The organism is Nibribacter koreensis (genome assembly GCF_039541795.1).
Taxonomy (GTDB): domain Bacteria; phylum Bacteroidota; class Bacteroidia; order Cytophagales; family Hymenobacteraceae; genus Nibribacter; species Nibribacter koreensis.
The window spans coordinates 1,674,777-1,690,742 of record NZ_BAABGX010000002.1 but is presented as its reverse complement, the minus strand read 5'-3'; the positions used below and the strand labels follow the sequence as shown (position 1 = coordinate 1,690,742).

Sequence of the window (15,966 nt, the reverse complement as noted above, 5' to 3'; positions counted from 1 at the left end):
AAAGCTGTGAGAAACTACCATTACGCAAGCTACCGCTTGCAGATGCATATTCCCTTAGGAATGCAACACCCCGCGCTTGTTCAATATAGAGATATCTATCAGGTTTTCTTCTATCACAGACCCCGGCACAAACAAAAACTTCTTGTCATAGATAGTCTGGCCTATGTAATAGCTCACCCAGTATTCATTGGTGATGCCAAACAGGGCGGGGTCAATGGGCTCAATCTGCACAGAGCTCTTGGGGCCTACCTGTTCAAACATATGCCGTAGCACAGACGTCTTCACCTCCTGGCCCTCATGCTCCCCGTAGCCTTTAGAGGCTACCATCACATTGTCCAGGTACAGGTCATTGTTATTGATAAAGAAGACGTTCCATTCTTCCTGGCCCAGTTCATTCACTTCTTTGGCAATGGCCACAGACACGCCTTCTACTGCATGGAACTCAATATCTTTCTTCATGTGCTTTCTCTACTATGCTTGCTTCAAACAGCTCTTGAAAATGGAGTAAGAGCTTTTCTTCTACTTCCTGCATGTCTACCGGCCGGCCCAGCTCCTGTTGCAGAGAGGTAACGGCCTTGTCAGAAATACCGCAGGGCACAATATTCCCGAAATAGCTCAAATCTGTGTTCACGTTCAGGGCCAGGCCGTGCATGGTCACCCAACGGCTGCACTTTACGCCCATGGCACAGATCTTACGCGGGTTCTTCTGTTCTTCAAAATCCAGCCAGACACCGGTTAAGCCCGCTATCCTGCCCGTTTTCAACCCAAAGTCTGCCAAGGTCATGATCACGGCCTCTTCTAATAAGCGCAGGTACTTATGAATGTCTGTGAAAAAATTATCCAAGTCCAGCAAGGGATAAGCCACCAACTGGCCCGGGCCATGATAAGTGATGTCACCACCCCGGTTGATCTTGTAAAAGGTAGCCTCTTTCTGGGCCAGGCCCTGCTCATCTAGCAACAAGTGGTCCAGATGGCCGCTCTTACCCAGCGTGTACACATGGGGGTGCTGGCAGAACAACAGGTAGTTGGGCGTGATTTGTTGCTCACCCTCTTGTATTGCACGGTTCTGCGCCTTTATGTCCAGTATGCCTTTAAATAACTGCTCCTGATAATCCCACGCCTGTTGGTAGTCTATCAAGCCCAGCTTTTGCAGAAGCACTTCTTTGTTTTGAATCACAGCGTTTGCTTGAAATGGATAAAACCTTTTGTTCACGCAACGGGCTGGGCAAACGGCAAGAATGTACGTATAAACCAGTCCAATGGAAATTTCTGCAAATTACTCATTTAACCAGGAGCAACCAAAAATGAGCACCAACACCTCCTTAGGCCAGCAGGGCGAAAAAGCAGCCGAACACCATTTGGTCGCCCAAGGCTACGAGCTCCTGCACAGAAACTACCGCTTTAAACGCGCCGAAGTGGATTTAGTCTTCCGGAAAGGTCATTTCTTGGTACTAGTGGAAGTGAAAACAAGAACCAGTCGTCAGTTTGGCTACCCAGAAGAAGCGGTGTCTGGCAGAAAGCAGGAAATGTTGTTTCTAGCCGCCGAGGCCCTGGTAGAAGAGCTGGACTGGCAGCAGGAAGTGCGCTTTGACATAGTCTCCATCTTCTGGCACCACCAGACCCCAGAGATTCTGCACATAGAAGATGCCTTCCATTAAGTCGTTTTTGGCGTCTTTTCCAGAAAACTGGCCAAAAACGAGGCTTAGGTATTAATTCTTCTTCTCATACACCAGCACGCCGTACGCGTCATAATGCTTGGTCAGGACGGGCTCAGCGGGCTTGTCATAAGCTGACTCTGGGTACTGGAACTCATGCTGAAGGCGGCCTCTGTAATCATAGAAGTGTGACCAGGTGCCCACTTTCCGTCCTTTGTCATAGGTGCCGCGCCATTCCAGCTGTCCGTCCTCATAAAACTTAAGGTACTGGCCCTGCACCTCGCCGTACTGGTACGGGATTACTTCTTTGATCTTGGTCTTGGCGGCGTCATAGTAAGAAATGACGGCGTCCCTAGGGAAGCCTTTCTCATAATGCAGCTTGCTGGCTAAGGTACTGTCTGTTCTAAAGGTCTCCCAGCGCAGGTGCTTGGTGCCTTTGTAAAAATAGCCCTGCTCTATGACCACATCGCCCCGCATGCGGGTATAAGGCCCGTGCAGAATGTAGGCTTGGTTGGGCTTGAGCGTAAAATTGAAGGTGCGCAACACGTCACGCTTCTTTATATCAAAGTAATACTTCTCAGGGGCATAGGAGTTAGGCTGCTGGAACTCACGCAGGTAGTGAAAGGTCTCCACAATCTGGTTCTTGCCTTTGCCCTGCCGCGCGAAGCCCTTCTTCACTCTATAGCCAAAATAAGCCTTCTTCTTTTTAGACTTCTTGTTGTTTTTCTCTTCTTCGGCTAGGCTGTCTTTGGTGGCCACGGCCAGAGAAGGCATACCCAGAGAGTCCAGAACCGCCATGGTGTCTGCCGCCGGCGTCAAATCCACCAGGTCCTTGTCCCGCTGCCAGAAAAAGATTTTCTTCTTGTCTTTGGTTATGATTTGCGCCTCACCAGTCACTGGAAAGGCCAGGGACAATACCAAGCCCACCAGCAACAGTCTGCCCCAGTCTATAAAAGATGAATTCATGCTATGCCTTTGTATCAAAATAAACCTTCTCTGTAACGCGCTTTTCCACGCCTTGGTATGGAACAAGCCTTGTACGCCAATTGCCCGCGCAGGTGACGTCCATGTGTAAAGAACAAAAATTTCCTGATAAGATTCAGCGCCCGTCGTTTTTGCCTTGTTTTCTGGAAATCAAGCCAAAAGCGGCAGACACAAAAAAGCCAAGCCTGCAAGAGCAAACTTGGCGGTACTCATAAACACAAATGGAGGCTTAGATAGAACTCACCACCAGGGCGGGTTCCTTCATTTCTTTTACCAGTCCCGGGAAGCCTTTCTTCACCAAATCCTGACGGGCTTGCTCTGCGGTGGTTTTGTCCTGGAACTTACCTGCCACTATGCGGTGCACCTTTTTACCGTTTACCGTCTCTTCCATTAAGGAAACCGGCAATTGCTGGTAGATTTTCTTGAGTTTCTCTAGTTGAGCCTGCGCATTGGCTATGTTGCCAAAAGCGCCCGCCTGTATCACGTAAGAAGACACGGTATTGGCCGCCAGCGCGGTTTCTTCGGTTACTTCTTTAGGAGCCGTTATGGGCGTAGAGCGCTTGGCCATGTATGACTGGGGCAGCTCTACCACTTCTACAGATACTTCAGTAAGACCCGCGTTGCGGTAATGGATTTTCTTGGCGGCGGCTTCTGACAGGTCAATGATGCGGCGGCCTTTGAACGGGCCACGGTCATTGATCTTGACCGTTACGCTTTCTCCGTTGGAGAGATTGGTCACCTTAACCACAGTTCCCAGTGGTAGGCCGTTGTGGGCGGCGGTGAGTTTGTGGCGGTTGTAGACTTCGCCGCTGCTGGTCTTGCGGCCGTGGTATTTAGCGCCGTACCAAGAGGCCAAGCCTTTTTGGGTTTCGCCTACCTCCTGCGCAGAAGCAGTTGGGGCAAAGGTGATGATTGATATGAAAAGAACGACAATTGCATGGTAAATTTTCTGTATCCCCATTGTAGGTTTTGTTGGTGGAACATCAATTCTAAGGCGACAAAATTAGGAATTATTTTTTTCAAAGCTACTCTTAGCTCCAAAGTGACCTCCTTTGCCCACCCGCACAACTAACTAAAATTATATATATTTATTATAATGTTCAAAATAAAATTTTATAAATATGACTTTATTCATAAAACATGGTATGCCAGATTTTCTCTCCATTAAGAGGCCAGAATGTAGGCATACAGAACGTATAGCTAAATTTTAATACTGCTGGAGGGCTGTCGGTACCAGGTGCAAGTCCTTAGAAAAATAGAAAGCGAGAAAAAAAAGTGGGCTTTCGCTAAAAAAAATAGTCAAGCCCAGAAAATAACATCAAAAAAGGCCTCCTTTTTTAGCCGAATATCGTTTAAGGCATATATTTATCCCATGGATTTCGGACGGCTCCCAGACATTAGCAACACCCGCTTTGAACTTCCGGCAGACCACCCTGCCACGGCGCAGGTCTTGGCGCGGTCTGAACGTCCTACCAAACCGTCTTTTTACCTGGGGTGCCCCACGTGGGTGAATAAAAACTGGCTGGGTTCTTACTATCCAGCCGGTGCGCCAGACAACCAACTGCTGTATTGGTACGGCCGCCAGTTCAACACCCTGGAGATGAACACCACGCACTACCGCATTCCAGACCTACCCACGGTGCACAAATGGAAACAGGCCGTACCAGATGGTTTCACTTTCTGCCCCAAGCTTCCGCAGATCATCAGCCATGACCAACTTTTGCAGAACGTCGGTGAGCCCACTCAGCGCTTCTGTGAGGCTATTTTAGAGCTAGGCAACAAACTAGGGATGGCCTTTCTGCAACTGCCCCCGTTCTTCGGGCCAGAGGACTTTGACATTCTGCGGAGGTTCTTGGAGCAGTTTCCCAAAGAGGTGCCGCTGGCCGTGGAGTTCAGGCACCCAGACTGGTTTAAGCCTGGCACAACGCAAGAAGAAGCCTTTGCTTTATTAGAAGAGTTAGGCATGACCACGGTCCTCACAGACGTGGCCGGCCGACGGGACGTGTTGCACATGCACCTCACTTCTCCGGTGGCCATGGTGCGCTTTAACGGACATGGGCTGCATGCCACAGACACTGTCAGACTGCAAGACTGGGCTCACCGTCTGCACCAATGGTTGGAACAGGGTCTGCACACGGTGTACTTCTTTATGCACCAGCAAGAAATACTAGACGCTCCACCGGCCTTAGAAATTCTCATGGACCAATTAGAGCAACGCACGGGTATTTCTTTCAATCGCCCCAAGAAGTTACCCCAGATGATTCAAGGCCAGCTATTCTAAAAAGAGCACATACTCTATATATAGAGGGAAAGCTTCGTTTTTAGCTTCTTTTCCAGAAAACACCCAAAAAACGACAAGCCTCCAGAATTCCTCTTCCCTACGTTTGCCGCCTGCCCCCATCTGGCAGAAAACTAAGCCGATAGGCAACCCTTGCCAACCTACTTGCATCTATGGTTAAAACAAGCGTGTCCTAGTCATGAAACTCTCTACCCATCTTATAAAACTCCTCCTGAAAGCCATTATTACCACCGCGGTGCTCCCCATTCAGTCTCTGGCCCAAACAACTCCCGCCTTGTTGTCAGTGCCTCAAGACAGCGTGACGCTCTTAATGCCGGCCACCAAGTACAAGCATACTTTTAAAGTAAGCGAGGCTGGGAGGGAGAAGCTGGTGCGCATTGGGCCTACCTCCAGACCCAACACCATGTGGCTGAACCTGGGTAAAGACAGCCTGGCCGTCACGTACAAGGTAAGCCCAGAGAGCAATTTAAACTGACCAACGGCAAAGACACTACCCGTCTGGTGTTCTCCTTCTATACCCCGCCGGCGCATGAGGCCTTCAATAAGAAAGGCACCGAAGAGTACAACAAGAAGAATTACACCCAGGCCATTGACCAGTACCAACAGGCTATAAAAGCCACGCCGCAGGGCGCGCACGTGCGCAGCACCTATTACAACATTGCCTGCTGCTATGCGCTCCTAGGCCAGAAGGAACCGGCACTCAAGGCTTTACAACAGGCGGTGAAAGCGGGCTACAAAAACGTAAGCCACCTTAAAACCGACACCGATTTGGACCTGCTCAGAAAAGAGAAGACGTACCTGCAAGTGGTGGGCCAACTGGAAAAACAGCAGGCGCAGCTGGGTGACCCTCTCAAAGCCCAACTGGTGACCACAGACGTGCACAACTTCTGGAAAGCCTATGACCTGGCGGCCAAGAACCCCACTAAGCAACAAGAGATTTTTGAGCAGCAGTACTTCGGTAAGGCCTCTGTGGGTTTGCAGGACTACTTCCAGAACAAGATTAGCTCTGTAGAACTGTTTCTGAACAACCTCAACAACAAGCAGGCCTTCTTCCCGGCCATCCGGAAGAACACCTTGCAGGTAGACGCCATGAAGCCGGCCATTTACCAGAGCTTCCAGAAGATGAAGGAGCTGTACCCGGCGGCTACCTTCCCCAACGTGTATTTTGTGATTGGGCGCTATAACTCAGCGGGCACGGCCTCAGACAATGGCCTGTTGATTGGCATTGACCAGTTCTCGCGCACAGAAGACGTGCCCCTGCACGAGCTCAACCTCTGGGAGCGCAACAACTACAACTATGTCCACAACGTGCCGCCCCTTATTGCCCATGAATTGATCCACTTCATTCAGTCCAACCAAAACGACACCACGCTCCTGGCAAATGCTTTAACAGAAGGCATGGCCGATTTCATTGGCGAGCTGATTTCGGGGGTGAACACCAACAAGCGCATCCATGACTTTGCCAACCCGCGGGAGAGGCAGATTTGGAAAGAGTTTAAGCAGGAAATGTACCTGCAACGCGCCTATAACTGGATTGGCAACGGCAACCAGGAACGCCCAGACCGCCCCGCTGACTTAGGCTATTATATGGGCTACAAAATCTGCGAAGCCTATTACAACAAAGCCCAGGACAAGAAGCAGGCCATCAAAGACATTCTGGAGATGAAGGACGCCAAAGCCTTCTTTGAGCAAAGCGGCTACGCCCAGAAGTTTAACTAAGAATAGACCAACCAAGAACCGCCCGTCGTTTTTAGCCTCTTTCCTGGAAAACAGCCCAAAAACGACGGGCGGCTCTTTATGCTTCCGTGAAGTCTATGGCAAAGGTGGTAAACCCGTCCTGGCCAGTCTGCAAAGAGAACCGGAAGCCGTGCTGCAATAAGATTTCGCGCACCATGGTCAAGCCAATGCCCTGACCGTTCACTTTGGTACTGAAGAACGGCGAGAACAGCTTTTCCTGCACCTCGGGAGTGATGGGCTTGCCGTTGTCCTGGATGAACAGCTGCGCTGGCTTGGCACTGGTTCTCACCTTCACCCAACCGCCCGGCTCTGTGGCTTCCAAGGCATTCTTCACCACGTTAATCAAGACCTGCTCCAGCTGCTGCACATCTACGGCCACCATAGGAGATTCTTGGTCCAGCTCCCAGTGCCAGCTTACCTGCTTCTGTTCAAAGCTAGGCCCCATGAGGGTATGAATGTCCTGCAACAACTCATGCAAAGAGACAGGCCGCTTTACCGGCACGGGTATGCGCACCACGTTGGCGAAGTTTGCCATGAAGCCCGCCAGGTTCTGGTTGCGGGTAATGCAGACTTGTAGCGCCTCGTCAAAGTCTGGCTTGGTGTCTGCGTTGAGCTGCGGCGAAAAATAGGAGAAGGAATGCAGGATGGAGTTGACCGCGCCAATGGAGTTGTTAATCTCATGCGACATCATCCGGATGAGTTTTTCATAGGCGTTGCGCTCTTTCTCCAAGAGTTCCTGGGTGAGCTCTTCTATTAAGATAAAGTACCGATGGTAGCCCCGATCCAGGAACCTGATTTTGCGGCAGCGGTAGGTTTGGATGCCGTTGGGCCTGATTACGCGTTGTTCGTCTTTGGGAATGCTTTCTAAAGAGTTACCCCAGTGGCCGGGCAGCTCGCCAAGCGCTTTGCCCACCACGTTCCGGCCCGAAGTCTGTAACAGTTGCGCCGCCGCTGGGTTCAAGCCCGCCACGCGGTCATAGGTATCTAATAGGATGATGCCTGACGGCGAGGCTTCAATGAGGCGTTCCAGTAAGAAATGCTTTTCGGTTTGGGTCACGCGCTGTTGCCGCAGTTCATCCATCATCTGGTTATAGACAGAAATGAGTTGGTCCACTTCCTTCTGGCCCGTCTCCATGAACTTGATGGAGAAGTCGCGGTCTTTGATGGATTCTACGCCGGCGGCAATCAAGTTCATGGGCCGTACAAAGGACATGTACAACCGGTAGGTAAACACCAGACTGATGACAATCAAGGCCTCCGCCACAACAAAGAGCACCTTGTCAAAGCGCAACAGCTGCCAGGCCAGCACGCCCATGGCCAGGTACAGCAGCACAACGGTGAGGATGAACTTACTCCGCAGCGTCATACGGAATGTTAAACTTCTCCAGCCTTCTGTATAAAGAACCTCGGCTCACGCCCAGGGCTTTGGCCACCTTGCTCACGTTGTTATTATAATGGGCCATGGACTTTTTGATCATGCTGGCCTCCAGTTCATCTAAGGTCATGGCACCCACAGACGGCAAGGCTTTGTCTTCCTGCTTGCGCAAGCCGCCTTGCATCTGGTTCATGAAATCTTCCTCGGTGAGCAGGCTCTTGCCAGACACCAGCACCGTGCGCTCTACCAGATTCTTTAGCTCGCGGATGTTGCCGGGCAAAGGCTGCTCCTTTAGCCAGGCCAAGGCTTTGGCGCTTACCTCCAGCTCTTGCTTGTGGTAGGTTTTCTTGAGGTTGTTCACGAAGTGCTGCACCAGCAGGGGAATATCCTGGGGACGTTCGCGCAGGGCGGGCAGGCGTACCGTGATTAAGTTGATTCTATAATAAAGGTCTTCCCGGAACTTGCCTTCCAAGACCATCTCGCGTAGGTCGCGGTTGGTGGCACAGATGACGCGAATGTCCAAGTTGCGCGAGCGGCTGTCTCCCAACACCTCATAGGTGCGGTCCTGGAGCACGCGCAGTAGCTTCACTTGGCTCGACAGGTCCAGTTCGCCAATCTCATCCAGGAAAATGGTACCCTTGTTAGCCATCTCAAACCGGCCCACACGGTCGGCTTTGGCGTCTGTGAACGCGCCGCGGCGGTGCCCGAACATCTCACTCTCAAACAGACTTGCCGAGATTCCGCCCAGGTTCACCTTCACAAAAGGCGCCTTGGCGCGGTGGCTGTTTTTATGGATGGCCTCGGCGATGAGTTCCTTGCCCGTTCCGCTTTCGCCCTCAATCAAGATAGAGGCGTCGGTGGCGCTAATCTGGCCCACGTTGCGGAGTACTTGTAACAGACCCGCGTCTTCGCCTACAATCATGGAGAAGTCATAGAGCTCATCCAGCTTTTTGCGAGTAAGTTTATCGGTGGCGGCTTCGCGGGCAGGCAGGGACAGGTCAATGGCCGTTCTTATGGCCTGCAGCAGGTAGTCGTTGTTCCAAGGCTTGGTGATGAAATCAGAGGCGCCGGCTTTGATGCCCTCTACCGCCAGGTTGATGGAACCCCAACCGGTAATCAAGATCACCGGAATAGCCGGGTAGAGTTTTTTCAGTTGGCCTAACAGTTGCAAGCCGTCCTCGCCGGTGGTCTCCATGGAGAAGTTCATGTCCATGAGCATGAGTTGGGGCCGGTGTTTGGCCGCCGCCTGCAGCGCCTCGGGCTGGTTGGCTGCCTGCACCGTGGCATAGCCTGCCTGCTTTAACAGCAAACTCAAGGAGGCCCGTACGGCAACGTCATCGTCTATGATAAGAATCATGGCACTAGAAAGATAAGACGGTGGTCAATTGATAGTATGAAGGTAACGTTTTTGGCCTGTTTTCTGAAAAACAGGCCAAAAACGCATCAATGAATCATAATAGCGCTAAGCTTTACTCTTCATGCAAGGCCACGGCCGGCTGTATGCCTGAGGCTTGTCGGCTGGGATATAGGGCGCAGAGCGTGGTCAGCAGGAAGATGAACAGTCCCGCCAAGGCCATGCCCTGCCAGTAGATGCCAGAGGCAACCTGAAACACGTCCAGCAAGGGGAACTGCACGGCCAGCAACAAGCCCAGCACTACGCCAAAGAACGCCAGTACCACCACTTCGCCCACAAACTGAGCCCTGATCTGACGCGTGGTGGCCCCCATGGCGCGGCGCAGGCCAATCTCACCTGTGCGCTTGTTAATGTTATACCACAGTACGCCAAACAAACCCAGAGCCACGTTGAACACCAGAAACCCGCAGACTACAGCTAATGCTATCAAAGGCACCAGGGTAAGCCTTGATTTGGTTTGGCGCATTTTCTCCAAGGTAGAGACGTCCATGGTCCAGCCTTTGGCAATCAATCCCAGCTCCCGCATCATCTTCTCTTCAAAGGCTACTCCCGTGCCCGGCTTGACTTTTATCAAAAGGCTTCCCCAGGTGCTTTGGTCTTTCTGTCTGTTGATGCGAGTGAAGAAAGCACCTTCTTCTGGGCTATACTCACTAGAGGCTCTAAAGTAGTCTGTCACCCCAATCACGCGGTACTGCACCGAGTCATTGATAGGAGTAAGCAACTTGCCAATGGGGTCTTCGCCGTGAAACAAGTCCTTTTGCAATTGGCGGTTGATCACAATGGGCTCATGTAGAGTGGTGCCGTCTTGCGGCCCGAACCAACGCCCTTGTACTATCTTTAACCCCAACACGTCTTTATACGCGTCTTCTACGTCATATTGGTTGGCGTCCAGGTCTTTGACGTTGCCGTAAGAAAGCCGGTTCATCATGGAAGAAAAGGCGAATGGGGCATTGCCACTGGTGAACGCCACCTGTTCCACCTCTGGGAAACTGCGCATGCGTTGAATCACTTGTTCCTCCACGGCTAGTTTTTCTGCGGTAGAATCTGACTGGGTTTGTAACGTCAACAACCAGACGTCGTCATGGGTAAAGCCCAGTGGTTTTTGGTAGTTGTGGTAATTGTAGAGCCCAAAGCTAAGGACCCCAAACAGCACCAGAAAGGAAAAGAATATTTCAGAGATCAGCAGGAAGTTACTTTTCTTCCGGTTCCAGATCAATTTAAACAGATGGCGTATCATTTTGTACCTCCTCTTAGTGCCTCGACGGCGTTTAAGCGTGACATTTTATAAGCAGGGTAAACCCCAGAAATCAACCCGAACACCAGACAGAGCAAGATGCCCCAGGCAAACACCCTCACATTAAGCCCCAGGTCTGCATAGGCAATGACGCCACTGTTGTTGATTAACTGCATAACCCCTAAAGAAAGGACGAGGCCCAGCATTCCGCCCAAGAAGGTCAAAAACACATTCTCCACCACAAGCTGGCCGATAATCACTTTAGAGGATGCCCCAAATGCTTTTCTCACGCCAATCTCTGAGGACCGCTCCAGAATACGACTGATGTTGATGTTCACCAGGTTCATGGTAGGCAATAGCATGAACAGAAAGGCCGCAATGGCTAGCAGGGTATAAAACAAACCTACGCTGGACTCTCTGCCACCGCCCAATGACGTTCGGGCAAAGGCTTCTAAGAGCGTGTCTGGGAAAGAATAGAGCGTAGTCCCTTGCTTGGGATCCTTGATTTTCACCTGGGTCATCATGCGGGCGTATTCGTCTTTGATCGCAGAAAGGTCCCCAGTACTCTTTGCTTGAATAATCCCGAAGAACATACCACGCAAATCATCGTTCTTGAACTCGCTTTGGCGCAAAGTAATAGGCACCCACACGTCTGCGTAAGAATGGACTCTGAGCACGGGCACGTCTTTCACCACACCAATGACTTTGTATTTGACCTGGTTCACCTCAATGGTCTTTCCCAAAGCAGACTCGCCCCCAAAATATTGCTTGCGCGTGTTTTCATTGATGACCGCCACGTGGCTGGCATTGTCCAGTTCTGTCTTGCCGAAGGCCCGGCCTTCTACAAAATCAAAGTCCAGAATCTCCCAGAAAGCCTGGTCTGTATGCTTAAGGTCCAAAGCCAGTTTTTTATTCTGCACGTAGCTGTTCAAAGGCGTGAAGACTGAGCTGATGGAGACCTTCTCTGGCGTCTGCAGTTTCTTCACGTAATGGTCCAGAAAGTAATAACTGGGCGGACCGCTCATGCTATTTCCTTCTTCTCCTTCCTGCCGGATCATGTTCACAAAAAGCAGTTTGTCAGAATTACGCTCGGGCATCTGCGGACCAAACACATGGTCAAACAATGAGGTCACCACCATCAAAACCATCAAGGTAAAACTGATCCCGAAGAGGCTGATGAAGGTGAAGAACTTGCGCCGTTGCAAGACCTTCCAGGCAATTATTATGTAGTTCTTTAACATGGCCGTGGTCTTAAATCTGCGCTTCTAGAACCAAAGAATCTGCCACCTGCTGTCCGTCAAAGAACCTGATGAGGCGGCTGGTCTTGTGGGCCATGTGCTCATCATGCGTCACCATCACAATAGTGGTACCTTCCTCCTTGTTCAATCTTAACAGGATGTCCATGATCTCCTCACCCATTACGCTGTCCAGGTTACCGGTAGGCTCATCTGCCAGAATGATCTCTGGATTGCCAGCCAAGGCCCGCGCAATAGCCACGCGCTGACGCTGACCACCCGACAACTGACTTGGGAAGTGACGGGTGCGGGTGCTCAAGCCTACTTTCTCCAAGGCCTCCAACGCCCGTTTGCGGCGCTCTGAACCTGAGATGTTGCGGTACAGCAAGGGCAGTTCCACGTTGTCCACCACAGATAGGTCATGGATTAAGTGATAACTCTGAAACACGAAGCCGATCTTCTCATTGCGCAGTTTGGCCAGTTGCTTGTCAGAATGCGTTTTCACGGGAAGTCCGTCAATCACCACCTGTCCGGCAGAAGGCTCGTCCAGCAGGCCCATGATGTTGAGCAGGGTGGACTTGCCGCAGCCCGAGGGCCCCATGATGGACACAAACTCGCCGCGTTCCACGTGCAGGTTCACGCAGTTGAGGGCTACCGTCTCTATTGTCTTGGTGCGGTAGACTTTTTCAATGTTAGATAACTGTATCATAGTTTTAATGTGCTAATGATTTAATGTGCTGATGTGCTATTTTTTCTTTCCAATCAGGTACTTCTTCGTCCCCCTTTGAAGGGGGACGATATGCGTGCTGTCATTTTTGGCCTGATTTCCGGAAAAGAGGCCAAAAACAGTTACTCTTTGGCTAGTAATGGCTGGCCGCGTTCAAAGTCATATAAAGTAAGGGCCCGCAGGCGGTAATAAGCCACCCAGAAATCCTGCAACGCGGAGATGAAGGCACGACGGGCCTGGTCTTTTTCTTGCAGGGCGATGTTCAAGTCGGTGATGCTGATGCGGCCTACCAGAAACGTGGCCTTGGTGATGTCATAGCGTTCCTGGCCAATGGAGTCTGCGGCGGCGGTGATGCGAAGGCGCTCTTTCAACAATTCTATCTGGTTCACCTGGGTTAAAACGCTTTGCTCAAAGGCAGTCTGCTCTTGCTCCACAGTGTATTGGGTGAGTTGCAGTTGCGCTTGCGCCGTTTTCACTCTTCCTTTTTGTTGCCCCCAGTCTACCAGCGGCACGCTAAAGCCCAAGGTCACCTGCTGTTGGTTTTCGGGCTGGGCAAAACTCTCTCCAAAGTTATTCGCGCTTTTGGTCAACCCGAAGGTGGCGTACAAGTTGGCGTTGAAACCGCCTTTGCCTCGCGCCTCGGCTACGTCTTCCTGAGCCTGCAAGACCTTGCGCTGGTTTTGGAAGCGTTCTTTGCGGTTTTGTTTGGCTTGGTCTAAGGCGGCCTGCTCGTCTACCAGTAAAGTAGGGGCTTCCTCTGGCGCAAGCACCGTAATTCTTTCGCCCTGCGGTAAACCCACATAAGCAGCAAATTGCATGGTAGCGGTTTTCAACTCGGTGGAGGCCTCGGCTTGCGCCAATTGCGCGTTCATCAAGCTCAGTTTCAATTGCAACAATTCATTGCGGGATAGGCGGCCTAGGCGGTACTTCTCTTCGGCTACCTTGAACAGGGCTTGGTTGTTGGCCACATTCTTAGACGCGATGTCATAATTCACCTGCTGCAAAAGCACTTCAAAGAAACGCTGGGTGGCGGTTGTGGCCAAGGTCTCTCTATCTTCCAGGTATTGGCGCTCGGCCTCTTCATAGCGTAGCGGTTCAATCTTCTTGGCCCAAGCCAGTTGGTTGTAGCCAAACAACGGCTGACTGAACCCAATGATGGCCGGAAACGAATTGTAACGGCGTTGGTCCTGGTTAAAATCATCAAAACGCTGGCTCTGCGTAGTCACAAAAAACTGTCCGCCCGTAACGCCTACTGCCTGCGAGGCCGTCAAAGCCAGTTCTGAGTTACTGATGGATACCGCCCTGAAATCTGTGGTTCCGTCTGGCTGCACTACTGGCACAATGCTTCTGGACATATTAGGCACCGTACCCGTCAAAGAAAGTTGCGGCAGGTAATTGGCTTTGAAGGTGCGGTACTGCCAGTAACTGCTGGTTTTGTTGGTAGCAATCTGCTTGGCACCAATAGAAGATTTAAGTGCCAGGTCAATGGTCTCCTGCAAGGTCAGTTGTCGGCCCGGCTGTTGTGCCTGCGTAGTTTGGACCAGTAGCACTAGCGCAACTAAAGAAAGGAATGTCTTTTTCATGACGCGACCTAGTTGTTGGTGATATGAAGCTCCTTGAGATGCGCGTACTCCTTGGTATTGGAGAAGATAATCTGCTCACCAGCGGCGATGTCTCCCTGCAGTTCCACGAAGTCAAAGTTGCTGGCTCCGGTCTTCAGCGTCCGGCGGATGGCTTTGTCTCCTTGCACCACAAACACGGCTTGCTCCTTGGCCCCTGTATAGAAAGGTCCATTTTTCACGCGCAATACATTTGGCCGGAAGTCTGTGAGCACAAACACCTCTACCCGTAGGTTAGACCGCAAAGCCTGGTGATTTTTCTCTTGCAAACGTACATAGAAGGTGATGATGCCATTCTCCACCTTAGGCTGAATGTTGGCAATCTCCCCGCGCAAATCCGTATTGTTGATGCGCACGGTCACGGGGCCGCCTACTTTCAATTGCTCGGCGTACGTATCTGAGATGGTGGCTTTGATTTTGAAGCTGCTCAGGTCGGCTACGCGGGCCAGTGGCTCACCGGCGTTGACGGTGGCGCCAATCTCTTCGTTCACCCAGGTTACCACGCCTTTGCGCGAAGCTTTCACGTCTGCCTGGTCTAGTTGGCGCTGTAACTGTCCGATGTCGCGACGCTTCATCTCCAGCTCAAAGCCCACGTCTTTCATGCCTATGCGGGCGGCTTCTTGCTCGTCTTTGATCTGGCGCTGCAGTTGGTTCAGCTCCAGGTTGGCTACTTTCAAATCCAGCTCGGCTTTCTTCACGTTTTCCTTAGTGCCACCACCAATAGAGAGCAAATATTGTTCGTCTGCCAGAGCGGCTTGTAAGCTTTTCACGCGCACTTCTTGCACGGCGTAGCGGGAGCGGAGTTGGTTCACATTCTTTCTCAGGTCGTTTTCTACCGCCGCGGTCTTGTTCTGCTTGAGTTGCTGCTCGTCTCTCAGTTTTTCAAAAGAGGTTTGGGCCAGTTGTTTGTCTAGTTGAAGCAAAGATTCGCCAGCGGTTACTTGGTCGCCGGGGGTATGGAGCACGCGTTCTATCTTGGCTTGGATGGGGCTGGTGATGACCTCTTCGTTCTCAGGGACCACGGTACCGGTGGCGGTGAGCGAGGCTTCCACCGCGCCTACCTCTACCGTGGCAAACCGTAATTCAGATTTCGCCACTCTGGTCTCTAGCAAAAGCCGGAAGCCCAACACTCCCAGCAACACAGTTGCCACCACGGCACCTATCACCCAAAGGCGGCGGCGCTTGGCTTGCTGAACAACGGTTTGTGGTAATTCTCTATCCATTTTAATACAGGTTTGGTACCATTTTGTATCCAAGCGCCGTGCCAACTTATAAATATTTGTTTTTCAGTGATTTACAAACTATTTCATCGCAACCTACTGTCCAGAAGTGGACAATCCAGTCCAGATGTGGTCAAGTAGGTAGTGCTATATCAAGGTAGTTTTCAGGCAGGGAATAGGGTTTTCGTTTTTGGCTTGTTTCTGAGAAAACGAGCTAAAAACGAGGAGAGGTGCACAAGTAAAAGCTACCAAAAGATGAAGTAAAAAATGGTGCTCATTGTGTAATCTGGATTTGGCAACTCATACTATCTATGGGTTGGCAATCCTTTTCTTCTGTCACCCTGAAAGGACCTTGTGGGCAAGTTGTAATGACGGTTGCTAAGTGACAACTCCCGCAAGTTTGAGCGAAGCGGCAACTTGTGGGTAGCTTATGAGCAAGTTTACAAACTTGCTGTTTCTGCCGCTGA

Annotated in this window: 15 protein-coding genes; 4 read left to right on the top strand and 11 right to left on the bottom strand. The window is 51.2% G+C overall.

The annotated features are described in order from the left end of the window. Positions 1–54: 54 nt before the first annotated feature. Together ABD880_RS14555 and lipB are read right to left on the bottom strand one after the other, a co-directional pair. Positions 55–459: a hypothetical protein gene (locus ABD880_RS14555; RefSeq protein ID WP_345167569.1), complete on the bottom strand. Its 405-nt coding sequence runs from the start codon at positions 457–459 to the stop codon at positions 55–57. Then, positions 443–1,177 carry a lipoyl(octanoyl) transferase LipB gene (lipB, locus tag ABD880_RS14550; protein WP_345167566.1) on the bottom strand — a complete coding sequence of 245 codons (735 nt, stop codon included), beginning with the start codon at positions 1,175–1,177 and terminating at the stop codon, positions 443–445. Before lipB ends, ABD880_RS14555 begins: the two co-directional genes overlap by 17 nt. An 82-nt stretch (positions 1,178–1,259) precedes the next feature. On the opposite strand from lipB, the gene ABD880_RS14545 reads away from it, so the two are divergent. Then, on the top strand, positions 1,260–1,658 hold the full coding sequence (locus ABD880_RS14545) for a YraN family protein (RefSeq protein ID WP_345167563.1): 399 nt from the start codon (positions 1,260–1,262) through the stop codon (positions 1,656–1,658). A gap of 51 nt (positions 1,659–1,709) precedes the next feature. Here the strand turns inward: ABD880_RS14545 and ABD880_RS14540 are convergent, their stop codons facing one another. Both ABD880_RS14540 and ABD880_RS14535 read right to left on the bottom strand, forming a co-directional pair. Then, positions 1,710–2,621, bottom strand: a complete 912-nt coding sequence (locus tag ABD880_RS14540; protein WP_345167561.1) for a toxin-antitoxin system YwqK family antitoxin — start codon at positions 2,619–2,621, stop codon at positions 1,710–1,712. A 247-nt stretch (positions 2,622–2,868) separates the two neighbouring features. After that, entirely contained in the window at positions 2,869–3,600 is a 732-nt protein-coding gene (locus ABD880_RS14535; protein WP_345167558.1) for a septal ring lytic transglycosylase RlpA family protein, read from the bottom strand. 411 nt (positions 3,601–4,011) lie between these two features. Here ABD880_RS14535 and ABD880_RS14530 point away from each other — a divergent pair, with 411 nt between their 5' ends. The 3 genes from ABD880_RS14530 to ABD880_RS14520 all read left to right on the top strand — a co-directional run bounded on the left by ABD880_RS14530 (position 4,012) and on the right by ABD880_RS14520 (position 6,657). Next, on the top strand, positions 4,012–4,920 hold the full coding sequence (locus ABD880_RS14530; protein ID WP_345167556.1) for a DUF72 domain-containing protein: 909 nt from the start codon (positions 4,012–4,014) through the stop codon (positions 4,918–4,920). 196 nt (positions 4,921–5,116) lie between these two features. Further along, positions 5,117–5,413, top strand: a complete 297-nt coding sequence (locus ABD880_RS14525; protein ID WP_345167554.1) for a hypothetical protein — start codon at positions 5,117–5,119, stop codon at positions 5,411–5,413. Positions 5,414–5,439: 26 nt separating this feature from the next. Beyond that, positions 5,440–6,657, top strand: a complete 1,218-nt coding sequence (locus ABD880_RS14520; RefSeq protein WP_345167551.1) for a gliding motility protein GldB-related protein — start codon at positions 5,440–5,442, stop codon at positions 6,655–6,657. Positions 6,658–6,733: 76 nt separating this feature from the next. Here the strand turns inward: ABD880_RS14520 and ABD880_RS14515 are convergent, their stop codons facing one another. The 7 genes from ABD880_RS14515 to ABD880_RS14485 form a co-directional block, all read right to left on the bottom strand. Then, positions 6,734–8,041, bottom strand: a complete 1,308-nt coding sequence (locus ABD880_RS14515; protein WP_345167548.1) for a sensor histidine kinase — start codon at positions 8,039–8,041, stop codon at positions 6,734–6,736. Continuing rightward, a complete protein-coding gene (locus ABD880_RS14510; protein ID WP_345167546.1) occupies positions 8,025–9,407 on the bottom strand; it encodes a sigma-54-dependent transcriptional regulator in 1,383 nt (460 codons plus the stop codon). The genes ABD880_RS14515 and ABD880_RS14510 overlap by 17 nt, the downstream gene beginning before the upstream one ends. 112 nt (positions 9,408–9,519) lie before the next feature. Continuing rightward, positions 9,520–10,701: an ABC transporter permease gene (locus ABD880_RS14505; protein ID WP_345167543.1), complete on the bottom strand. Its 1,182-nt coding sequence runs from the start codon at positions 10,699–10,701 to the stop codon at positions 9,520–9,522. Further along, positions 10,698–11,939: an ABC transporter permease gene (locus ABD880_RS14500; protein ID WP_345167540.1), complete on the bottom strand. Its 1,242-nt coding sequence runs from the start codon at positions 11,937–11,939 to the stop codon at positions 10,698–10,700. Before ABD880_RS14500 ends, ABD880_RS14505 begins: the two co-directional genes overlap by 4 nt. Before the next feature lie 10 nt (positions 11,940–11,949). After that, entirely contained in the window at positions 11,950–12,642 is a 693-nt protein-coding gene (locus ABD880_RS14495; protein WP_345167538.1) for an ABC transporter ATP-binding protein, read from the bottom strand. A 140-nt stretch (positions 12,643–12,782) separates the two neighbouring features. After that, positions 12,783–14,243, bottom strand: a complete 1,461-nt coding sequence (locus tag ABD880_RS14490) for a TolC family protein (RefSeq protein WP_345167535.1) — start codon at positions 14,241–14,243, stop codon at positions 12,783–12,785. 8 nt (positions 14,244–14,251) lie between these two features. After that, complete coding sequence (locus ABD880_RS14485) at positions 14,252–15,502, bottom strand: efflux RND transporter periplasmic adaptor subunit (RefSeq protein ID WP_345167532.1); 1,251 nt, start codon at positions 15,500–15,502, stop codon at positions 14,252–14,254. Positions 15,503–15,966 lie beyond the last annotated feature (464 nt).